The organism is Methylobacterium sp. WCS2018Hpa-22 (assembly GCF_031843785.1).
Classification (GTDB): Bacteria; Pseudomonadota; Alphaproteobacteria; order Rhizobiales; family Beijerinckiaceae; genus Methylobacterium.
The window spans coordinates 1-20,251 of the sequence record NZ_JAVTJA010000001.1; the positions used below are offsets into that span (position 1 = coordinate 1).

At 67.9% G+C, this 20,251-nt stretch carries 18 protein-coding genes; 7 read left to right on the forward strand and 11 right to left on the reverse strand.

What is annotated here, in order from left to right:
- Nucleotides 1-142: 142 nt before the first annotated feature.
- Genes RQI43_RS00005 through RQI43_RS00020 form a run of 4 tightly spaced genes read left to right on the forward strand, consistent with a single transcriptional unit; the run spans nt 143 to nt 5,098 of the window.
- A complete protein-coding gene (locus RQI43_RS00005; RefSeq protein WP_056427145.1) occupies nt 143-1,057 on the forward strand; it encodes an ABC transporter permease in 915 nt (304 codons plus the stop codon).
- On the forward strand, nt 1,054-2,019 hold the full coding sequence (locus RQI43_RS00010) for an ABC transporter permease (RefSeq protein ID WP_311273789.1): 966 nt from the start codon (nt 1,054-1,056) through the stop codon (nt 2,017-2,019). Before RQI43_RS00005 ends, RQI43_RS00010 begins: the two co-directional genes overlap by 4 nt.
- A gap of 44 nt (nt 2,020-2,063) precedes the next feature.
- Nucleotides 2,064-3,485, forward strand: coding sequence for a M20 family metallopeptidase (locus tag RQI43_RS00015; RefSeq protein ID WP_311273790.1), 1,422 nt, complete (start codon nt 2,064-2,066; stop codon nt 3,483-3,485).
- A gap of 2 nt (nt 3,486-3,487) precedes the next feature.
- Nucleotides 3,488-5,098: an ABC transporter ATP-binding protein gene (locus RQI43_RS00020; protein WP_311273791.1), complete on the forward strand. Its 1,611-nt coding sequence runs from the start codon at nt 3,488-3,490 to the stop codon at nt 5,096-5,098.
- A gap of 13 nt (nt 5,099-5,111) precedes the next feature.
- Here RQI43_RS00020 and RQI43_RS00025 read toward each other — a convergent pair whose 3' ends face one another.
- The gene (locus tag RQI43_RS00025) at nt 5,112-5,486 is read right to left on the reverse strand and encodes a hypothetical protein (protein ID WP_311273792.1); all 375 of its coding nucleotides are present in this window, start codon (nt 5,484-5,486) and stop codon (nt 5,112-5,114) included.
- Between the two features lie 58 nt (nt 5,487-5,544).
- On the reverse strand, nt 5,545-5,724 hold the full coding sequence (locus RQI43_RS00030; RefSeq protein WP_056427336.1) for a hypothetical protein: 180 nt from the start codon (nt 5,722-5,724) through the stop codon (nt 5,545-5,547).
- A gap of 274 nt (nt 5,725-5,998) precedes the next feature.
- Between RQI43_RS00030 and RQI43_RS00035 the strand changes: the two genes are divergently transcribed.
- Nucleotides 5,999-6,304: a hypothetical protein gene (locus RQI43_RS00035; protein WP_056427333.1), complete on the forward strand. Its 306-nt coding sequence runs from the start codon at nt 5,999-6,001 to the stop codon at nt 6,302-6,304.
- A gap of 34 nt (nt 6,305-6,338) precedes the next feature.
- Here RQI43_RS00035 and RQI43_RS00040 read toward each other — a convergent pair whose 3' ends face one another.
- The 8 genes from RQI43_RS00040 to RQI43_RS00075 all read right to left on the reverse strand — a co-directional run bounded on the left by RQI43_RS00040 (nt 6,339) and on the right by RQI43_RS00075 (nt 15,341).
- Nucleotides 6,339-6,980, reverse strand: a complete 642-nt coding sequence (locus RQI43_RS00040) for a biliverdin-producing heme oxygenase (protein ID WP_311273793.1) — start codon at nt 6,978-6,980, stop codon at nt 6,339-6,341.
- The gene (locus RQI43_RS00045; protein ID WP_311273794.1) at nt 6,977-9,175 is read right to left on the reverse strand and encodes a histidine kinase dimerization/phosphoacceptor domain -containing protein; all 2,199 of its coding nucleotides are present in this window, start codon (nt 9,173-9,175) and stop codon (nt 6,977-6,979) included. The genes RQI43_RS00040 and RQI43_RS00045 overlap by 4 nt, the downstream gene beginning before the upstream one ends.
- A 402-nt stretch (nt 9,176-9,577) precedes the next feature.
- Nucleotides 9,578-10,504 carry a histone deacetylase family protein gene (locus tag RQI43_RS00050; protein ID WP_311273795.1) on the reverse strand — a complete coding sequence of 309 codons (927 nt, stop codon included), beginning with the start codon at nt 10,502-10,504 and terminating at the stop codon, nt 9,578-9,580.
- Nucleotides 10,505-10,571: 67 nt separating this feature from the next.
- Nucleotides 10,572-11,372 carry a histidinol-phosphatase gene (gene hisN / locus RQI43_RS00055; RefSeq protein ID WP_311273796.1) on the reverse strand — a complete coding sequence of 267 codons (801 nt, stop codon included), beginning with the start codon at nt 11,370-11,372 and terminating at the stop codon, nt 10,572-10,574.
- Nucleotides 11,372-12,310 carry a phosphotransferase gene (locus RQI43_RS00060; protein ID WP_311273797.1) on the reverse strand — a complete coding sequence of 313 codons (939 nt, stop codon included), beginning with the start codon at nt 12,308-12,310 and terminating at the stop codon, nt 11,372-11,374. Before RQI43_RS00060 ends, hisN begins: the two co-directional genes overlap by 1 nt.
- Nucleotides 12,311-12,344: 34 nt before the next feature.
- Complete coding sequence (locus tag RQI43_RS00065; protein ID WP_311273798.1) at nt 12,345-13,295, reverse strand: phosphotransferase; 951 nt, start codon at nt 13,293-13,295, stop codon at nt 12,345-12,347.
- Nucleotides 13,292-14,614 carry a Zn-dependent hydrolase gene (locus tag RQI43_RS00070; RefSeq protein WP_311273799.1) on the reverse strand — a complete coding sequence of 441 codons (1,323 nt, stop codon included), beginning with the start codon at nt 14,612-14,614 and terminating at the stop codon, nt 13,292-13,294. Before RQI43_RS00070 ends, RQI43_RS00065 begins: the two co-directional genes overlap by 4 nt.
- A complete protein-coding gene (locus tag RQI43_RS00075; protein ID WP_056427119.1) occupies nt 14,589-15,341 on the reverse strand; it encodes a DeoR/GlpR family DNA-binding transcription regulator in 753 nt (250 codons plus the stop codon). The genes RQI43_RS00070 and RQI43_RS00075 overlap by 26 nt, the downstream gene beginning before the upstream one ends.
- 815 nt (nt 15,342-16,156) lie before the next feature.
- Between RQI43_RS00075 and RQI43_RS00080 the strand changes: the two genes are divergently transcribed.
- Entirely contained in the window at nt 16,157-17,527 is a 1,371-nt protein-coding gene (locus RQI43_RS00080) for a carbohydrate porin (protein ID WP_405030535.1), read from the forward strand.
- Between the two features lie 177 nt (nt 17,528-17,704).
- Complete coding sequence (locus RQI43_RS00085; protein ID WP_311273800.1) at nt 17,705-18,478, forward strand: MOSC domain-containing protein; 774 nt, start codon at nt 17,705-17,707, stop codon at nt 18,476-18,478.
- A gap of 199 nt (nt 18,479-18,677) precedes the next feature.
- On the opposite strand, the gene RQI43_RS00090 is transcribed toward RQI43_RS00085, so the two are convergent.
- Nucleotides 18,678-20,234 (reverse strand): amidase, encoded by a 1,557-nt coding sequence (locus RQI43_RS00090; RefSeq protein ID WP_311273801.1) that lies wholly within the window; start codon nt 20,232-20,234, stop codon nt 18,678-18,680.
- Nucleotides 20,235-20,251 lie beyond the last annotated feature (17 nt).

The window sequence follows — 20,251 nt, forward strand, 5'->3', positions numbered from 1 at the left end:
CCTCTCCCGACCCTCGCTGACGCGAGGGCCACCCTCCCCCGCAGAGGGGGGAGGGAGAAGCCCGCGGATCGCTCTCGGCAGAGCCGAACAATCGTCCGGACGACGAACGTCACGACCCGTAACGGACCAAAGGAACCGGCCCATGCTCAGGTTCATGCTGCAACGCATTTTCGTCGCCATCGCGGTTGCCGTGACGGTGTCGGTGGCGAGCTTCATGCTGCTGCACCTCTCCGGCGACCTCGCCGCCGCCATTGCCGGTCCCGAGGCCACCTCCGCCCAGGTCGAGGCGATCCGCGTCCAGTACGGGCTGAACCAGCCGATGCTGGCGCAATTCACCGCCTGGGCGTGGAAGGCGCTGCATTTCGATTTCGGCAATTCCTTCTACTTCCGGGAAAGCGTGGTCGATCTCCTCGCCTCCCGCATGCCGATCACCCTGTTCCTCGGCGTGGTGGCGCTGGCCGTTGCCTTGTTCGTGGCGATCCCGCTCGGCGTGCTGGCGGCGGTGAAGCGCGACACCTGGATCGACCGGCTCGCTTTGTCGGTCTCGGTGCTGGGTCAGGCGATGCCGAGCTTCTGGTTCGGCCTGACGCTGATCATGGTCTTCTCGGTGAACCTGCGCTGGCTGCCGGTCTCGGGCAACACGACCTGGAAGCACTTCGTGCTGCCGGCCATCGCGCTCGGCTACTACGCCATGCCCGCCGTGATGCGCCTCACCCGCAACGGCATGTTGGAGGTGCTGGCCTCGGACTATGTCCGCACCGCCCGGGCCAAGGGCCTGCCCCCGCGAAAGATTCTGATCCGGCATGCGCTCCGCAACGCCGTGATCCCGGTGATCGCGCTCGCCGCCGTGCAGTTCGGCTTCATGCTCGGCGGCTCCATCGTCATCGAGGCGGTGTTCTCGCTCCAGGGGCTCGGGCAGCTCGCCTGGGAATCCATCGCCCGTAACGACTTCCCCGTGGTGCAGGCGATCGTCCTCGTCCTGGCGATGATCTACATCGCCCTGACGCTGGCGGCCGACCTCCTCAACGCTTTCCTCGATCCCCGGCTGCGCCAATGACCCTTCAGCCGTCTTCCTCCCCGGTGGCTCCCACCCTTCCCTCGACCGATCTGCTGGTTCAGGCCGGTCCTGTGCCCGACGCGAACGCGCCGCTGCCGGCGTCGCGCTCGCCCACGGCGCTGGCCCTCCGGCGCGGCCTCCATCACGGCGGCTTCATGATCGGGGCCGTGATCCTCGGCGGGATCGTCCTCGCGGCCCTGGCCGCGCCCCTGATCGCCCCGCACGACCCCTATGCCCAGGACGTCTCGCGCCGCCTGATCCCGCCGATCTGGAACGCGAAGGGGACCTGGGACCACGTGCTCGGCACCGACAAGCTCGGTCGCGACTATCTCAGCCGCCTGATCTACGGCAGCCAGATCTCCCTTCTCATCGGGATCGCGGCGGCCTGCATCTCCGGCCTGATCGGCACCGTGCTCGGCATCTGCGCCGGCTATTTCGGCGGCAAGGTCGACGCGATGGTGAGCTACGTCGTCACCACGCGCCTCGCCATGCCGGTGGTGCTGGTGGCTTTGGCCATGGCCTCCCTGGTGGGCGGCTCGCTGAAGGTGGTGGTCCTGGTGCTGGGCCTGCTGCTGTGGGACCGCTTCGCCGTGGTGACGCGTGCCGCCACCCGCCAGATCCGCGACCAAGATTTCGTCGCGGCGGCCCGCGCCGCCGGCTTCTCGAACGCCCGGATCCTGTTCCAGGAAATCCTGCCCAACATCTTCAACGCGCTCATCGTCGTGGCGACCCTGGAGATGGCGCACGCGATCCTGCTGGAGGCGGCCCTGTCGTTCCTCGGCCTCGGCGTCCAGCCGCCCCTGCCCTCCTGGGGGCTGATGATCGCCGAGGGCAAGCCGTACATGTTCTTCCAGCCCTGGGTCATCACCATCCCGGGCGTCGCCCTCCTCGTCCTCGTTCTCGCCATCAACCTCCTCGGCGACGGATTGCGCGACGTCACGGCACCCGAGGGGCGGCGCTGAGCGCTTCCCTCGGCTCCCATTCTCACCCGACACAGAGTGGATCCATGTCCCGACACGATGCGATCGCGCATGCCGCGCGCCACTACGACGGAGGCGGGTTCCGCGCCGTCCTGCAGGATGCCGTCGCCCGCCCCACCGAGAGCCAGACGACAGGGCAATTGCCGGCACTCCATGCCTACCTGTCCGACTTCCTCATGCCCGCCATCGCGCCGCTGGGCTTCACCGGCCGCATCCTCGACAATCCCGACGGCGAGCACGGCCCCTTCCTCATCGCCGAGCGGCACGAGGGCGACGACCTGCCCACCGTGCTGATCTACGGCCATGGCGACACCGTGCGCGGCTACCCCGAACAATGGCGCGCCGGCCTCGACCCGTGGGCGATCGTCGTCGAGGGCGACCGCTGGTACGGCCGCGGCACCGCCGACAACAAGGGCCAGCACATCATCAATCTCGGCGCACTCGAGGCGGTGATGGTGGCGAGAGGCGGACGCCTCGGTTTCAACACCAAGCTCCTCATCGAAATGGGCGAGGAATCCGGCTCGCCGGGCCTGCGCGACCTGTGCCGGACCGAGGCGCGCGCCCTCGCCGCCGACGTACTCATCGCCTCCGACGGGCCACGGGTGAGCGCGGAGCGCCCCACGCTCTTCCTCGGCTCGCGCGGCGGATACACGTTCGAGCTCGTTGTGAACCTGCGCGAGGGCAGCCACCATTCGGGCAATTGGGGCGGCCTGCTGCGCAATCCCGGCACGGTGCTGGCCAACGCCATCGCGACCCTGGTCGACGGGCGCGGCAAGATCCTCCTCGATGCCCTGCGGCCACCCGCGATCCCCGAGGGCGTGCGGGCGGCGCTCGCCGACATCGTGGTGGGGACCGACCCCACCGCGCCGAGGATCGACGAGGAATGGGGCGAGCCCGGCCTCAATGCGGCCGAGCGCGTCTTCGGCTGGAACACCCTCGAAGTGCTGGCCTTCAAGACCGGTGACCCCGACGGCCCGCTCAATGCGGTGCCGCCCCACGCCAAGGCGACGCTGCAGCTGCGCTTCGTCGTCGGCACCGACTGGGAGGGCCTGATCCCGGCCGTGCGCGCCCATCTCGACGCCAACGGTTTCCCCATGGTCGAGGTGCGGGCGGCCCGTTCGGAAGTGTTCCGCGCCACCCGCCTTCCCGTGGAAGATCCCTGGGTCGGCTGGGCGCTGGCCTCCATCGAGGCCAGCACGGGCAAGCGCCCGGCATTGCTGCCCAATCTCGGTGGCTCGCTGCCCAACGACGCCTTTTCCGAGATCCTCGGCCTGCCGACCCTGTGGGTGCCGCATTCCTACCCGGCCTGCCTCCAGCACGGTCCGGACGAGCACCTGCTCGGGCCGATGAGCCGGGAGGCGCTGATGCTGATGGCGGGCCTGTTCTGGGATCTCGGGGAGACCGGACCCGTCATCCTGGGCCAGCGCGACGCGAAACCGGAGACCTGACCATGAGCGAGCCTGTCGTCAGCATCCGCAACCTCACCCTGGCCCTGCCGAAGGGGGCGGACCGGCCGCATGCGGTGGAGGATCTCTCCCTCGATCTGATGCCGGGCAAGATCCTCTGCGTCGTCGGCGAATCGGGCTCGGGAAAATCCATGAGCGCCTATGCGCTCACCGGTCTGCTGCCCCGTGCCCTCACGCCCGTCGGCGGCAGCATCATGTTCGAGGGGCGGGACCTGCTCACCCTCGGCGAGCGCGACTGGCGTGCTTTGCGCGGGCGCCGCATCGCCATGGTGTTCCAGGAGCCCATGACGGCGCTCAACCCGGTCATGCGGATCGGCGACCAGATCGCCGAGATGTTCGAGGCGCACAACCTTCTCACCAAGGCCGAGCGGCGGGCCAAGGCCATGGCGCTCGCCACCGAGGTCGGCCTGCCCGACCCGGCGCAGATCGTGCGCGCCTATCCGCATCAGCTGTCGGGCGGTCAGCGCCAGCGCGCGATGATCGCCATGGCCCTGGCGCTCGAACCCTCGATCCTCGTCGCCGACGAGCCGACCACGGCGCTGGACGTCACCACCCAGGCGCAGATCCTGAAGCTCGTCCGCGACCTGCAGCGGCGGCGGGGCATGAGCGTCCTGTTCATCACCCACGATTTCGGCGTCGTCGCCGATATCGCCGACCATGTGGCAGTGCTCCAGCGCGGCAAGCTGGTGGAATCGGGCTCCGCCGACGAGGTTTTGCGGAACCCCCACCATCCCTACACGAAGGCGCTGCTGGCGGCGGTGCCGAGCATCGTGCCGCCGGAGCGCGAATCACGGGAAGGCGCGCCCATCGCCCTGTCGGCCATCGGCTTGACGAAAACCTACACCTCGCGCCGGGGTCTGTTCGGGCCGCCGCGCATCGTCCACGCGGTCAAGGAGGTGGCATTCGACGTCCGGCGCGGCGAGACCCTGGGCCTCGTCGGTGAATCGGGCTCGGGCAAATCCACCACGGCGCGCCTCGCCATCCGGCTCATCGACCCCGACCAGGGCACCGTCCGCCTCGGCGCGCTGGACTACACGGCTTTGGGGCCGCGGGCGCTTCGCGCCGAGCGCAAGCGTATCCAGATGATCTTCCAGGACCCCTTCGCTTCCCTCAACCCGCGCCGGACCGTGGAGCAGATCATCACCGCCGGGCCGATCGCCCATGGTGTTCCGGCCCGCGAGGCCAGGGCGCGGGCGCGCGACCTGCTCGATCTCGTCGGCCTGTCGCCCAGCGCCGCCGAGCGCTATCCGAACGCCTTCTCCGGCGGCCAGCGCCAGCGCATCGGCATCGCCCGGGCGCTCGCCATGGAGCCCGACGTGCTGGTCGCCGACGAGGCCGTCTCGGCCCTCGACGTGTCGGTCCAGGCACAGGTGCTCGACCTTCTCGAGGATCTGAAGCAGCGCCTGAACCTCGCGATGCTGTTCATCACCCACGACCTGCGCGTCGCGGCCAAGATCTGTGACCGGATCGCGGTGATGCATCGGGGGGAGATCGTGGAACAGCGGCCGACCGCCGACCTGTTCCGCCGGCCGGACCATCCCTACACGCGCGACCTGCTCTCGGCCGTGCCGGGATTGCAGATGGAGCGGGCCTGAGGCGCGAGACGGGTTACTTGCGCCAGGCGTCGATCAAGGAGGTTACCGGCTCGACCACGTAGGACAGAAGCGAGGTGGCCCAGCCCCTCGCCCTCGCGCCGATCGATGGCTTGCCCTGCCGACGGGCCTCGGCCTCGGCCGCCTGGGCCACCAGCATCGCCGAGACGTAACTGTTCTCCAGGCTCTTGCATTCGGCCAATGCGGCCTTCTGCGCGGCATGGGTCGGCAGGCCGGCGGGTTGCCCGGAAAAGGCCTGCCGCACGCATTTGTGCCAGCGCCGCTCCAATAGATCGAGATCGGCTACGGCGGTCGGCACGTCCTGCGCCGTCGCTTCCTGAACCATGGCTCCCGACGATGCCGCGATGCCCGCCATGATCGCAGCGGTCATCAGGGCATGAGGCCTCGTTCGGCGTCCTGATCGAGGATACGTCGTCGGCCCGGCTGGGCTAGCGGGCAAGCGCCCGCGTCTCGTCGAGGATGGCTTCCACCGCGGCGATCGCATTTTCCAGCTCCGCGATGCGGCGCAACGTGCTGTCGGCCGGCATCGTTTCGTGCTCCGCCGCTTCCATGATGAGGGCGCGCTGGCGGGCTTTGAGACGATCCAGGAGAGATTCGAGCTTAGGCATGAGCCGCACTTAACCGGGCCTCACCCAATGGACAACATTTGTTTCCGGTAAAAACACCGATGTGTTGAACCTAGCCACCAGCGAGGAACACGATTGTACGGGAGTGTGGCGAAGATGAAATGCCGACTACGTATTTTCACTTGCCTGATTCGAGCCTGTACCTGACGCGAGCATGCACCCGACGCTGCGAATCGCGGCGGCTCCGAGGCGCCGCTGAACCTTTCCCCCGGTGGAGGGTTCACACAGCCTGAAGACCAACCCCGGAACCGTGATCATGTCGAAGACGATGTCCGCCGAGTTCAAGAGCCGCCGCGATGCCGAGACGGCGGTCGAGCATCTCGTCCAGGAACACGGGATCGACCGGAGCGCCGTCACCATCGCGCCCGCGGGGGACGAGAACAGCGCGGGGACCGAGGCGGCGCGGGCCGATATCGAGGATGGTCGCCTGAAGGAAGGCACCGAGGGCGAGCCTGCGCTTGAGGGGGCGATCCGCGTCACCGTCGAACTCGATGACGGGCTGACCGAGAAGGTGATGACCTCCTTCGAGACCTATGGCGGACGCGCCGTCGATGCCGGCTGAGCAGGTTGGCTGATTCGACAGGTCGGCCCGGCATTCAGCGCCGGGCGGCTTCGCCCAAAGCGGGTCGGGGTGGGTTGCTGGCGGTGAGCCATAGCCGCAGCGCGTCGAAGGTCCACCGCGCGCCTTCGATGACGCTCTCGGATCGGCCCTCTTCGCCCGACCGGTCCAGGAAGGTCCGGAACGAGGTCCACATCGTCGCCGTGTCCCGCTTTCCGTAGCCTTCGTAATAGGCGCAGCCGCCCGAGGCGATCGCATCTCCGAGGCTACGGCGGATGTGGTGGGCGATGACCTGTCCGCCGAGCGTAGAGCCTTCGGTGACGTACAGGGCGCCGAGGATCGCGGGGCGGTCGTCGAAACCCGTTCCGGCGGCGAAACGGGGCAAGGCCTCAATGGCGTCGCGATTCATGCCGAAATGGACGAGGTCCCGCTCGATCAGGTGCAGTTTGCGGCGCGGCCATGCGACGTCGCGCCCGAAGGCTTGGCCGACGATGGGCTCGAACACACGATGGAAGCCCCACCAGCGGGCGAGCAGGGTCAGGTATCCGTCCCGCGTCGCCATCCGCTGGCGCCAATCGAGGCAGCGCTCCAGTTCCTCGTGCAGATCCTGCGTGCCTTCGCGCAGCCGTTCGGCCAGAGGCGCTTCCGGGCCGCCAATCGCCAGCGCAGTACGGGTCATGGCAGGGATGCCGGATCGGGCGCACCGATGGAGGCCGTCAGGATCACCCTCAATCCCGGCCGATTGTTGGTGTTCTCGATCGTCCCGCCGAGGCGGTCGACCATGGCGTTGAGCATCCGCGTCCCGAATCCGCTCCGTGTACCCGACATGCCCTGTCCCTGATCGGCGACGATCAGGCGGAAGCGGTTGCGATGCTGTTCGAGGCTGATGGCGATGGGACCGACCGCGCCGGAATAGGCGTATTTGTTGGCGTTGATGACGAGCTCGGTCAGGATCAGTCCGATATTCACCGCAGCGTCGGTGGGGATGATGATCGGGGCGAAATCGGTGCTGAACTGCTCGGCCCATTCAGGGCCCATCGACGATTTCATTTCGGAGACGAGATCGTCGAGGTAGCGGGCCAGATCGATCATTTCGACGTTGTCGTCGCTGTAGAGCCGTCGGTGCACCAGGGCCACGGCAGCGAGCCGGCGCTGCGCCTCGCTCAATGCCTCGCTGAGCCCCGCATTGCCTTCCGCCCTCGCCTGCAGGGCGAGGAAAGCCGAGACCAGCTGCAGGCTGTTCTGGACGCGGTGATTCACTTCCTTGATCAGGTAATCCTTCTGGACCAGCAGGCTTTCCCTATCCGCCACGGTGGCGGCGAGCTCGCGGTTGAGCTCGCGGATGCGCCGGGTCTGACGAGCCTCGTAGAGCTCGCGCACGATGCGCTGCGCCGCCTCGATCTCGGGGAGCGACCAGGGCTTGGCATGGCCATGGACCTCCTCGGTCCAGGCTTCGAAGGAGGCGCGGGGGCTCAAGGTATCGCCGACGACGTTGGCGGCCTTGTGGGGGTTGCCGGCCCAGTTGACGAGTTCGACCCGCTCGGCCCGGAACCACATCAGGATGATCGGCTCCTCCCCCGACAGGACGACGGCGAGGAGCCCGCTCGCCAGCGCACGATAGGCGGCGGCGCGGGGGAAGCGCTTGCTGAGGCTGTGGGTGTGAAGCGCCTGTACCCCGCCCACCGTCCGGACCCAGGCCGCGATCTCGCGCAGGTCGGTTTCCTCGGCGCAGCGTCCGGTATGGTGGAGGTCCCTGCCCTGGAGCAGCGCGAAGCCGTCGGCGCCGAGCATGCGGCGCAGCTCCTCGCTCGTCTCGATCAGAATTTCGGCGAGGGGGGCTTCGCCCAGAACCTTTCCTGAGACCACGTCCTCGGCGCTGCGCAGCCGCAGCCGCTCACGGTAATTCTCGGCTTCCTCCCGCGAGCTGACCTGACGGGCGAGACTTCCCGCCAGGGCCTGACAGGCCATGCGCTGTCCGAAGGCGAGGGTGCGCGGCGTCCGGTTGTGGCAGGCCACGAGCCCCCACAGAATGCCGTCCTTGACGATGGAGATCGAGGCGGAGGCCGCCACATCCATGTTGCGCAGATATTGAAGGTGGATCGGCGAGACGCTGCGCAGTTCGATGTCGCTCAGATCGAGCTGCGACAGGTGCCGGGGCCGAAGCGGCTGCGGCGTATAGGTGACGTCCGGGATCACGCGGACGCGGTTGCGGATGTAGAGGGCGCGCGCCTGTTTCGGGATGTCCGAGGCCGGGAAATGGTGGTGCAGGAAGCTGCCGAGCTCGGGAACGCGGCTTTCCGCGATGACGACGCCGGCATCGTCGTCGAGGAAGCGATAGATCATGACCCGGTCGAAACCGGTGAGCTCGCGGAACGACGTCGCCGCCCGGTCGCACAAGGCCTTGAGGTCGGTGGCCCGCTCCAGGGCGCTTCCGGCGCGGTCGAGCCAGCCGAGAAGGCTGGCCGCATCGGTCCACAGGGAGGCCTGCGGTTCGAGCTGGATCAGCCATTGGCCGTCCTGAAAGCGCGCGGTGGCATCCATTGCCGCGCGGAGCCCCATGACGTGACCGATCACGACGGTCTCGTCGCGGGGCGCGTCGAGCAGCAGGGAGGCCGGCGAGGCGCCGAGGAGCTCGGACAACGTCCGCCCGGTCCATTCCGCGGCGAGCATTCCTTCGATGTCGCCCGCGCCGCCGACCACCCTCTGGTCTTCCGCATTCGCGATCAGCAGGAGGCCGTGCGGCTGGATCGCTCCCGGAATATGGATCGGCTCACGGTCGCAGACGGTCAGGTCCGGACCGAGATCCGAGGGGTCGGCATCCTGGCGAGGATCCAGGGCAGGGTCGGCCGTCCGGGTGGCACTCAGTTGCGTCATGCGTTCATTCGGTAACGTGATGTGAGCCTCGACAACGGCGATGCCGCTGGGCGATTCCCGCGAGTCGGTCGGCATCACGGAAGGACGTCCTTCCGCATCACCCGGCCCGCACCTCCTGAAAGAAATCACTTCCCCCGTCCATGGGAGAAGAAGGCGGCTCGCACTTACCCGCAATCCCTCGGGAGGGTTGCATGGAAAAAACCGATCCCCCCAGGAGGCGGGCTGAAGAGTTACTTAGGCACTATCGACGGCTTTGCCATATCGGCCGGGGCATAGTTTTTCGATGAACTGTGTATGTATTCATACACAGGAGGTCGTCTTATCGCATGGTACATTGATCGAGGATGAACAACTGTCCGGAATGACTTGTCTAGTCTTTGCTGCCGCCCTGCCCGATGCCGATCACGCCCCCATCAGGACCGATACGTGGGCGGCCACCGAGTCACCGAGGCCCTTCAGGTCGTAGCCGCCTTCCAGCAGCGACACGATCCTGCCGTCGCAGGTGCGGTCGGCGATTTCCATGACTTGGCTGGTCGCCCAGGCGAAATCCTCGGCCTCCAGCATGAGGTTGGCCAGCGGGTCGCGCCAATGGGCGTCGAACCCGGCGGAGATGACGATCAGGTCGGGCTTGAACGCCTCGAGACGGGTGAGGATGCGGCTTCGCATCGCCTCCTTGAAGGCGTCGCCGTCGGCGAAGGGCTTGAGCGGCGCGTTGACGATGGTGCCGTGCTCGCCCTCCTCGGACACCGCTCCGCTGCCGGGATAGAGCGGCATCTGGTGGGTCGAGCAGAACAGCACGGATGGATCGGACCAGACGATGTCCTGCGTGCCGTTGCCGTGATGCACGTCCCAATCGACGATGGCGACGCGCTCCGCCCCGTGGACCTTCCTGGCGTGAAGAGCGGCGATCGCCGCGTTGTTGAAGACGCAGAAGCCCATCGCCTTGGTGCGTTCGGCATGATGCCCCGGCGGCCGCATGGCCGAGAAGGCGTTGCGGGCGGCACCCGTCATCACGAGGTCGACGCCTTGCACCGCCGCCCCGACACCGCGCAGGACGCAATCCATCGTTCCCGGCGAGAGCACCGTATCGGAATCGAGATGGGCAAGCCCCTCGCTCGGCACCGAACGGAGGATGGCGCGGACCCATTCCTCGGGATGGGCGAGGAACACCGATTCGAGGGCGGCCGCCTCGGGTGCGCGACGGTCGAGGCCGGAGAAGTCCGCCGTCCCGAGGGCCTCCTGAACCGCCTTCATGCGCTCCGGCCGCTCGGGATGTCCGTGCGGTGTGCGATGCTCGAACGCGGCCGCATGATGGAACAGAGCGGTCATCGATATCTCCCCTCGTGAATCTGGCATCGGGTATACCAGTTTGAACGAGGGATGACAGGAGCGGGGATCAGGCTCGCAAGTGTCGGAGGGCCTCGGCGTGGAGGCCGGCATTGGCCGCGGCCACGACCCGTCCGTCGAAAGCCGGGGTCAGGGGGCGACCGTCCCAATCGGTCATCACCCCGCCCGCCCCTTCCACCACCGGCACGAGGGCCATGACGTCGTAGACCTGGAGCCCGGCTTCCACCACGAGGTCGCAATGACCGCTGGCGAGAAGGCCGTAGGCATAGCAATCGCCGCCGAAGCGGCGCAGGCCCACCGCTCCGCTCAGCCGTGCGAAGGCCTCCGCATCCGTGCCCTCGAAAATGTCCGGGGAGGTCGCGAACAGGCGGGCTTCGTGAAGGTGCCTGCCGCTCGTCCGGGCGGGCCGGCCGTCGAACCACGCCGCGTCGCCGGTTCCGCACCAGCGCTCGCCGAGTGCCGGCATATCGATGACGCCGACGATCGGCCGTCCGCCGGAGACCAGGGCGATGAGCGTGCCGAAGAGCGGCATGCCGGTGATGAAGCTCTTGGTGCCGTCGATCGGGTCGATCACCCAGGTGAGCGGCCGCTCGAAATCACCGCCCTCCTCCTCTCCGAGGATGCCGTGGTCGGGATAGACGCTGCGGATCTCGGCGCGCAGCAGGGATTCGATGGCGCGGTCGGCGGCGGTGACCGGGCTCGCATCGGCCTTGGCTTCCACCGGTAGTTCGGTGCGGAAATAGTGCCGCGCGAGCGGAGCGGCGAAATCCGCGAGGCGATGGGCGAAGGCGAGGAAATCCGCTTTCGTCGCCTCGTCCCCGGACCGGATCGGCGGTGCACCCACACCCATCACAGGCGCCTCAGCCAGAGTGGCCAGTCGGGATGGTGGAACAGGGTTCGGGCCCGCATGTGCTTCCAGGTTCCGTATTTGTAATAGTCGAAATCGAGGGTCGAGACGGCCTCCTGGATCATCGCCCAGGTCGCCCATTTAAGATCGCCAAGCGCCTTCAGGACCGCGATGCGCGCATGGATTTCGGGGGTCCAGCGGCCGAAATAGGCCTCGATCATCTCGCGTTCGATCGTGTCCGGGAACGCCATCTCGTCGAACCAGAGGGCGAGCTCGTAGGCGCGCTCGTTGTTGGAGGCATATTCGAAGTCGACGAGCAGCACCCTGTCGGCCTCGTCGATCATGAAATTGCCGGCGAGCGTATCGTTCATGCATGGCACGAGATCGAGGCCGGAGGCCGTCATCGCGGCTTTCGCCTCGGCCATGCAGCGCATCAGATGGGCCTGGTCGGCGGGAAGCCGGCCGCCTACCTCCGCGACCTGTTCGACATGCTCCTCGATCATCTCGAAGATCGTCTTCGTCAGCCCGAGCGGCGCGGAATCGTTGAAGGCCTTGAGGGCGCGCACGGCGTTGTGGCGGACAGTGGGGCGCAGGAAGTCGAGATTCGAGGAGGCGCGGTAACCCTCGACGAAGGCGAAGATCTCGACTCCGGCATCGGGCAGGTAGTCGACGACCTGGACGCCGTAGCCGCAGGCCTCCGCGCGCCGGCTGGCATCGTTGGCGCAGTCGCGGGCGATGAACATCTCGGTGCCACGGCCGGGCATCTTCACGAAATAATCCTGCGCGTCCCCGATGGCGACGCGCCAGTTGGTGTTGCTGATCCCGCCCGCCACCGGCCGGTAGCGCATCGGCCGGCCCCGCCAGGCAGCGATGCCGGCCAGCACGCCCTCCAGGGCGCGCTCGCCCTCGCTGATGCCGTCGCCCAAGCCTTTCCAGCTCATCGCCGTTCGCTGCCTCCCATTTCGAACGCCCGTGTCACAGCCGGCGCAGCCAGCTTTCGAAATCGCGTGAACCGATGGTCGTGCGCGCATGCAGGAGCCGCCAGGTTCCGTATTTGTAGAACTCGATCCCGCTCCGCGCCGAGGTGACCGCGCGGGTGACGCCCCAGAGGCCGCCCATCACGTCATCGACCGCGCCGTAGAGGCGGCAGCGGTTGTAGAGGCGCTCGTCGAACCGGCCGGCATAATGCTCCACCGCCTCGCGCCGCTCCGGCTCGAAGGCGCAAGCCTCGTTGAGGAGGGCGCCGAGATCGAACCAGGGGTCGTTGTCGCCGGCGAGGTCGAAATCGACGAGACGGATCTCGCCCTCCCCGATCATGATGTTCGAGGCGATGCCGTCATTGTGGCAGAAGGCGAGGTCGATGCCCGAGGCATGGATCGCCTCGCGCACGAGCGCCATCGCCGCCACGAGCCGGTCGGTCCCGTCGGGAAGCGGAGCGTCGGCGGCACGGGCCTCGGCGGCGAGGCTCTCGATCCGCGCGAAGGGGCAGAATCGATGGCCGAGACGACCGTCGCCATGGAGCTGCGCTTTGGCATCCAGTACCTTGCCGAGGATCGTGCCGTCCTGAAGGTCGCCGACCCGGCCATAGCGCCAGGGCTCGGGCAGGTAGGCGAGGCCGAGCGCCCCGTCCGCCTCGTGGACCACCTCCGGGGCGATGCCGAGGCGCGCGGCCTTGCGGGCCGCCTGCGCCGCCACGGGCGTCAGATCGTCTGCCATATCGGCATGGCGCAGCTTGAGGAAGACCGGCTCGCCCTCACGGAACGCGACATGGACGCAGTCCGAGGCCACGGCCCGGTGGGTCGGGGATGCCACCGGTGCTGCGGCCAGCCCATAGCGAGGCTGGCGCGCGATCCAGTCCGGCCGCGTGGCGATGATGGCTTCGACGCGATGGTCGAAAGGGGTGCCGGCCTCACCGTATTGTATCATCGCTCCGCTCCGAACGCCTCGTTCGGCCGTTTGACGAGCAAGGCCCGTTCCGGCGAGCCGCCGCTACGGCACAAGCGCCATGCGGCGCGTAAGGCCACCGCGAGCCCGGCTTCGAGATCCGCCGGCCGAGACAGTTCGGCCTCGTTATGCGCGATGCCGTCGACGCTGGGGACGAAGACGATGCCGGTCGGGCATTGGCCGAGCAGGCTGATCGCGTCGTGGCCGGCCACCGTATCCATGCGCAGCGACCGCAAGGCCGTCTCCTCGGCGCAGGAGGAGACGAGATCGCACACCGCTTCGGGCAGATTGCGGATCGGCCGCAGCGTCCGGCCGGGAATTGCCGCCACGACGCCGGCGCGGCACGCCGCCTCGGTGATCGCCGCCTCCGCCATCAGGGTCGCATCGGTGAGCAGGCGATCATCGGCCGAGCGGAGTTCGACGCTGAGCTCCACCCGGGCAGGCACCACGTTGGGGGAGTTCGGCTCCACCAGGATGCGTCCCACCGAGGTATGGAAGCGGCCGGGCCAGCGCTCGGCGATCTCCCTCACTTCGGCGATCAGATAGGCGGCGGCGAGCAGCGCATCGCGCCGGCGCGGCATCGGGGTCGGGCCGGTATGGGCCTGCTCGCCGGTGAAGACCACGTCGATCTTCGCCGCCCCCCAGTTGCGGGTGACGACGCCGATGGTCGCCTTCGCGTTCTCCAGGACGAGGCCCTGCTCCACGTGGAGTTCGAGGTAGCAGGCCGGGAGCGGCGGCGGCCGGTCCGTGCCGAGGAACCCGATCCCGCCCAGGGCCTCCCGCAGGGTGATCCCGGCATCGTCACGGCTGGACAAAGCCTCCTCGATCCGTCGCGTGCCCGCATAGGCGCCGCTGCCGAGGAGGCTCGGACGGAAGCGCGCGCCCTCCTCGCCGGTCCAGTTCACCGCGCAGAAATCCGCCGTGAAGGTCTCGCCGGCGCGCCGCGCCCGCATCAGGGCGGCGCCGATGCCGGCGGCCGCTGCCACCCCGTAGGTCCCGTCGAAGCGGCCGGCCTTCGGCTGGCTGTCGAGATGAGAGCCCATCATCACCAGCGGGGCACCGGGACCGTCGGTGAGAGGGAAGACGGCGAATTGGTTGCCCACCGCGTCGAGGAGGATCTCGGCGCCGGCCTCGCGGGCGGAATCGGCGAAAACGCGACGGGCCTGTCCGTCCTCGGCCGAAGCACAGAGCCGGGTGATGCCGCCGCCGGGTGTCGCGCCGCAGGCGGAGATCTCTTCGAAGAGCGCGTGGAACGCGCCGGCCGCCGCAGCTGCGTCAGGAACTGATGAGATCGATGTCATGCTGGGTGAAATGATCCAGGAACGGCTGCGGCGGCGGCCGGTCGGTGACGAGGGTGAGCCGTTCCGAGAGCCCGAAGGTGCAGAGGTTCGCCTGACGGCCGAATTTGCGGGAATCGGCGAGAAGCACGCTCTGGCGTGCCTGGCCGCGAAGCACCTTCCGCAGGGCGGATTCGTGCTCCTCGTAATCCATCCAGCCATGGGTGAGGTCGCAGGCCGCGATGCCCATGAAGGCGATGTCGAAATAGAACCGCTGCGCGTAGGCCACCGTCTCGTAGCCCACGAGGGCGTTGTCCCGCGCCCGCAGCATTCCCGGCGTCAGGTTCACCCGGGCGGGACCGTTGCCGAGATGGAGCGCCACGTCGATGGAATTCGTCGTCACCGTGAGGTTGCGGCCGCTGAGGCGGCGGGCGAAAGCGAGCGTCGTGGTGCCCGTGTCGATGAAGACCGACATCCCGTCGCGGATCAGCCCCTCGGCATTGGCCGCCACCTTCGCCTTCTCGCGCGGGTTGGTCTTGCCCCGCTCGTGCAGAGGCCGGTCCTGGTCCAGGCGCGGGGGCACCGCGCCGCCATGGATCCGGCGCAGGACGCCGCGCTCCTCCAGGACCTTCAGGTCGCGCCGGATGGTCTCCTCGGAAACCCTGAGATAGGCAGCGACGTCGGAGACGCCGACCCGACCCGTTCCGTTCAGACGGGACAGGATCTCCTGATAGCGGTGGTCGGTCAGCATCGGCCTCGGCGTCTCCCCATTTCGCCGAAGCGTAGCGATTTTGATAGGGCGAGGCCGCAGGAAAACGCGTGTCCCGCACGGTATTTCCCACAGGGATTGCAGACGCACCGGCCGTGCCGGCCAGGGCCGCCATCGATGCCGGCTCTGGACAACCGCCTCGAATGGCGAGCCGTGGAGAGGCAGGGTCGGGCAGATCCCACATGCCGGCATGTCCTGTCCGATTGATCATGACGCCTGGATCACGCTGCCTGAACCGGGATGACGAGGGATGACGCTGTCGCTTTCAGCGAAACGGGCGCTGGAACGAGGTTGGCGAAAAGTCCCCGGCATGGTGTTTCTGTCAATCTGAAAATGACCGATTTGTGGGATTTATGGGGGATTGCCTGAATTTTCTGCCTTTTGCCGTCTACAGGATCACGACTGCCCGTTTCCGTGCCCTCCTCGTCCATCGAGATGCTGGGGAGTTCACGCTAAAGGGCCTGTCAGGACGGCCTCTCTTGGTTGAATATCAGTCTTGTGACCGCACTGATTCAATCTCACGGTGTATTTCGAAGAATTTGGAGGGGGAATGGAACTTTTATCGGTTTCGCTCTCCGCTGTGGCATTGGCCTTGCTGAACTCTCCCAATCTCACAATTCCCCGCTCTTGGGCTCCTTCGACGAGCACGTGATCGAGCGGTGCGGGGAACAGCAGAATGGGGACGCTCGACGATGCCGACAGACGCGACAGAGACACTCGGACGCGCGCCCTTCGCGCCTCCGGCTCGCCGACCCGGGCTTCCGGTGCTCCTCGGCGGCGCGTTCCTCGCGGCGGGCATGCTTTCCGCCGAGGCGCAGACGGCGTCCCCGGTGGGCGAGTTCAACGTCCAGACGCAGCCGCGCACCACCCGCGAAGTGGCGGAGAAACCCGCCGATCCGGTGCGCGTTGGGCCGCTCGCGCCCTGGGCCACCGATATGGCGGCGCGCGGGCTCACCTTCGACGTCAACATCTACGATTTCTATCAGGCCAATCCGAGCGCCGGCCTGCGAACCGGTGAGCAATCGAACTCGGCCTATTTCGTGCTCAGCATGACGGCCGACATGCAGAAGCTCGCCGGCATCGCCGGAGGCTCGATCAACTTCACCCAGACGTTCTTCGGCCTCGTGCGCAACCTGAACATGGCCGGTGACATCGGCGACACCACGGTGGGCTACCAGCCGCCCTACACGCCCAACAGCACCCGCCTCTCGCTGCTGACCTACCAGCAGAAGCTCCTCGACGACCGCCTCGTGGTCGAGGTCGGCCGCACGCATCCGGACCGTTATTACGGCCTGCCGCCGTGCAACTCGATCAATTCCTGTTTTCAGGACATGTTCTACTTCAATGCCGGCTTCACCTCGCCGCTCTTCGCCGTCTGGGGCGCCAACATCGCCTACAAGATCTCGCCGACCACCTACATCCAGGCCGGCGCCTTCAGCGTGAATCCCGGCACCAATGTCCTGTCGGGCTACGATTTCGGCTACGAGCGCCTGGCCGGCGCCGTCGTGATGACCGAGATCGGCCGCAAGACCGACTATACGATGGAGGCCTATCCCGGCCGCGTCTCGCTCACCGGCTTCTACAACACCGCCGACCACGACGATAACTTCAAGACCATTGCCGGCACCTCGAAGGGCCTCAACCCGGGCACGCCGTCGCTGCAGAAATCCGGCACGTCGGGCGTCGTCCTCACGGGCACGCAGACCCTGTGGCGGGCCGATGGCGGAAGCGATGCGAGCAACCCGCATCCCACCGCGATCTCGGCCTATACCGGCACCGGCTACGCCTTCGACCCGACGATCCCGATCCGCTTCAACTCCTTCGCCGGCCTACTCCTGCAGGCCCCCGACCAGAGCCGGCCCAACGACACCTACGGCATCAAGGCCAATTGGCAGCGGCTGAACGAGAACTACGCCGCCTTCCTGTCGGATGCGAACTTCATCTCCGGCGGCACCGGCGAACCCTATTCGCGCGACAAGTTCGTGTTCGAGGTCAACGCCCATTTCGACCTGGGTAAGGGCGTCATCCTCGAGCCGGTGGTGCAGTACGTCGTCAATCCGAACTCGTACTGGAACCCCTACACCGCCCGCCGCGCCAAGGACGGCTTCTACGGCGGCTTCACCCTCGTCGTTCCCCTCGGCACCCTGCTCGGCCTCGCGCCGGGCTAGGCTCTCGGGGGCCTGCGGCTTCGACATTGTCAGAGAGCCGGCTCCGTTCGCGCGGAGCCGGCTTTTTCGTTTCCGGCGCATCGTCGATGCCGGACCCGAATCCCCTGCGCAAAACAGCGTATGGCGCATCGCGCCCGCCCCCGGCATCGAGGGTGCACATTCTCCAAGGAACCCGCCATGCCCGCCGTCGACGCCCTCTACCGCTATCCGATCAAGGGTCTGTCGGCCGAGGCCCTGACAAGTCTGAGCGTCACCCCGCAAGACGGCCTCGCCCATGACCGGGAATACGCCCTGGCGCTGGGGACTACCCGGTTCGACCCGGAGAAGCCGGAGCCCCTGGACAAGGGCTTCTTCCTGATGCTGCGCAACAACACGGCGCTGGCTTCCCTCTCGACGCGGCTCGACCCCGAAAGCCACCGCCTGACGATCCGGCGCGGCGGTGAGGAGGTGTTCGCCGCCGACCTCTCCACCGAGACCGGACGCGCCGGGACGGAGGATTTCTTCGCCGATTACCTCGGCGAGGAGACGCGCGGGCGACCCCGCCTCGTGCGGAGTGAGAACCACAAGTTCACCGATGCCAGCGTGCTCTCACCGGTGATGATGCGGGCGATCTCGGTGGTGAACCTCGCCTCGGTTCGGGCGCTCTCCGAGGCGACGGGGCGGGAACTCGATCCCCTGCGCTTCCGCGCCAACATCCATCTCGACGGGCTGGAGCCGTGGCAGGAGCTCGACTGGGTGGGGCGCGAACTGAGCATCGGCCCGGTGCGCCTGCGCGGCCTCGCCCGCACGCCGCGCTGCGGCGCCGTCAACGTCAACCCGAAGACCGCCGAGCGCGACGCGAACCTGCCGAAAGCCATCATGAAGCATTTCGGGCATGTGGACCTCGGCATCTATCTCGAGGTCGTCGAGGGCGGGACGATCGCCACGGCGGATGGTGTCACCCTCGGCTGAGGGAGGTCCAATCTCTCTTGTGGGCTTCTGGATCCGCTCATCCCCGTCTGCAGGCAGAGCGCGTCCCTCTCCCCCTTGTGGGGAGAGATTAGGAGTGGGGGTGGCTCCGCCAGCCTCCGTAAGCTGAGGGTCGCTCGACCACCCCCACCTCCAACTCCTCCCCACAAGGGGGAGGAGGGCTCGATCGCGCGCTCCGTCCTCAGCTTGGCCTCACCAGGCTCGGCGCCTTGCGGTAGCCGGTGGCCGCCTCGTAGGCATAGGCGAAGCCGAGGAGGTCGGCCTCGCTCCACATCCGGCCCACGAAGATCAGGTTGAACGGCGAGCCGCTGGCATAGGCCCCGGCCGGCAGCGTCACGCCGGGCAGGCCGGCGATGTTGATCTCGCAGACCGTGGTCTCGTTGATGGCGAGGCCGCCATGCAGGGGCGGCAGTTCATCGCGCATCTGCGGGAAGACGAGCCCGTCGAGCCCATTCTCGTCCATGACCCGGTTGAAGATGTCGAGATAAGCCTCTCTGAGAGCGAGGAAGTCCGACAGGTCGGGCGGGCGCGTCGGATCGGCCAGGATCGCCTCGAAGACCGGATATTGGTGCAGGTAGCGCAGCACGCCCTTGGGGCCGAACGCATCCTCGTCCGCCGTCGCCTCGGCGAAGGCCGCGACACTCGGCAGCGCCGCGCTCGACCCGAGGCGCTGCAGGTAGAGATGCAGGTCGTAGGGCACGGATTCCATGCCGCGGGCATCGAAATAGTTCAGGCCCTCGGTGGGCTCGGCGAGGGCGGCGAAGCCCGTGCCGGCGAACGGATCGGCGACCAGGGTCGCGCCGCAGGCGGTGATCTCGCTCTGCGCCCGCGCGTAGAGGTCCGTCGCCTCGGCCGAGAGCGGCAGGTCGCGCCAGCCGGGACCGAACAGGCCGAGGCGCTTGCCCTGGAGCCCGTTCCTGTCGAGTTTCGAGGTGTAGCCGCCCTTGGGCCGCTTGCCGATGCCCGCCACGGTCTTGGGGTCGGCGGCGGTGTAGCCGGCCAGCACGTCGAGGGTCAGGGCGGCGTCGCGCACGCAGCGGGCGATGGGGCCGACCACGTCGCGGGTGCTGCCGGCCAGCGGCACCACGCCGGCATTGGGGACGAGGGCGAAGGTCGGCTTGATGCCGACCAGCCCCTGCGCCGAGGCCGGGTTCTGGATCGAGCCGCCGGTCTCCTCGGCGAGGCCGAGCACCGCGAGGCTGGCGCCCACCGCCGTGGCCGTGCCGGCGCTGCTGCCGCCCGGCAGGCAATCGGGCGCCGCCGAATTCAGGGTCGGTCCGGCCCAGCTGTCGTTGGCGTGGCTGCCGGTGGCGCTGAGGACGGGGACGTTGGTCTTGCCGAGCATGACGCAGCCGGCCGCCCGCATCCGCGCCACGACGGGCGAGTCGGTCTCGGGGATCAGGTCGACGCCGCCGGCTTGCGCGCTGAGGAAGCGCCAGCCCGCCGTGGTCGGCAGCCCGGCCATGTCCATCGGGTCCTTGATCACCACCGGCACGCCCGCCAGCGGTCCCAGCGCCTCGCCGGCGGCGCGGCGCGCGTCGATGGCGCGGGCGTCGTCCAGCGCCTGCGGGTTCATGACGATGATGGCGTTGTAATGCGGGTTGTAGGCGGCGATCCGGTCGAGGAAGGCCAGCGTCAGCGCCTCCGAGGTGACGCCGCTGGCGAAAGCGTCGGCCACGTCGGCCAGGGTCATCTCGACGATGTCGAGGTCGGGGCTTAGCGTCGGTTCGGCAGCCATCGCTGGATGTCTCCTTG

Coding starts and splice junctions, on each gene's coding strand:
- RQI43_RS00020 (WP_311273791.1), top strand. CDS start 3,488: ATGAGCGAGCCTGTCGTCAGCATCCGCAACCTCACCCTGGCCCTGCCG.
- RQI43_RS00045 (WP_311273794.1), bottom strand. CDS start 9,175: ATGACGCAACTGAGTGCCACCCGGACGGCCGACCCTGCCCTGGATCCT.
- RQI43_RS00060 (WP_311273797.1), bottom strand. CDS start 12,310: ATGAGCTGGAAAGGCTTGGGCGACGGCATCAGCGAGGGCGAGCGCGCC.
- RQI43_RS00005 (WP_056427145.1), top strand. CDS start 143: ATGCTCAGGTTCATGCTGCAACGCATTTTCGTCGCCATCGCGGTTGCC.
- RQI43_RS00080 (WP_405030535.1), top strand. CDS start 16,157: ATGCTTTCCGCCGAGGCGCAGACGGCGTCCCCGGTGGGCGAGTTCAAC.
- RQI43_RS00025 (WP_311273792.1), bottom strand. CDS start 5,486: ATGACCGCTGCGATCATGGCGGGCATCGCGGCATCGTCGGGAGCCATG.
- RQI43_RS00070 (WP_311273799.1), bottom strand. CDS start 14,614: ATGACATCGATCTCATCAGTTCCTGACGCAGCTGCGGCGGCCGGCGCG.
- RQI43_RS00050 (WP_311273795.1), bottom strand. CDS start 10,504: ATGACCGCTCTGTTCCATCATGCGGCCGCGTTCGAGCATCGCACACCG.
- RQI43_RS00090 (WP_311273801.1), bottom strand. CDS start 20,234: ATGGCTGCCGAACCGACGCTAAGCCCCGACCTCGACATCGTCGAGATG.
- RQI43_RS00015 (WP_311273790.1), top strand. CDS start 2,064: ATGTCCCGACACGATGCGATCGCGCATGCCGCGCGCCACTACGACGGA.
- RQI43_RS00035 (WP_056427333.1), top strand. CDS start 5,999: ATGTCGAAGACGATGTCCGCCGAGTTCAAGAGCCGCCGCGATGCCGAG.
- RQI43_RS00040 (WP_311273793.1), bottom strand. CDS start 6,980: ATGACCCGTACTGCGCTGGCGATTGGCGGCCCGGAAGCGCCTCTGGCC.
- RQI43_RS00075 (WP_056427119.1), bottom strand. CDS start 15,341: ATGCTGACCGACCACCGCTATCAGGAGATCCTGTCCCGTCTGAACGGA.
- RQI43_RS00065 (WP_311273798.1), bottom strand. CDS start 13,295: ATGATACAATACGGTGAGGCCGGCACCCCTTTCGACCATCGCGTCGAA.
- RQI43_RS00085 (WP_311273800.1), top strand. CDS start 17,705: ATGCCCGCCGTCGACGCCCTCTACCGCTATCCGATCAAGGGTCTGTCG.
- RQI43_RS00030 (WP_056427336.1), bottom strand. CDS start 5,724: ATGCCTAAGCTCGAATCTCTCCTGGATCGTCTCAAAGCCCGCCAGCGC.
- RQI43_RS00010 (WP_311273789.1), top strand. CDS start 1,054: ATGACCCTTCAGCCGTCTTCCTCCCCGGTGGCTCCCACCCTTCCCTCG.
- hisN (WP_311273796.1), bottom strand. CDS start 11,372: ATGGGTGTGGGTGCACCGCCGATCCGGTCCGGGGACGAGGCGACGAAA.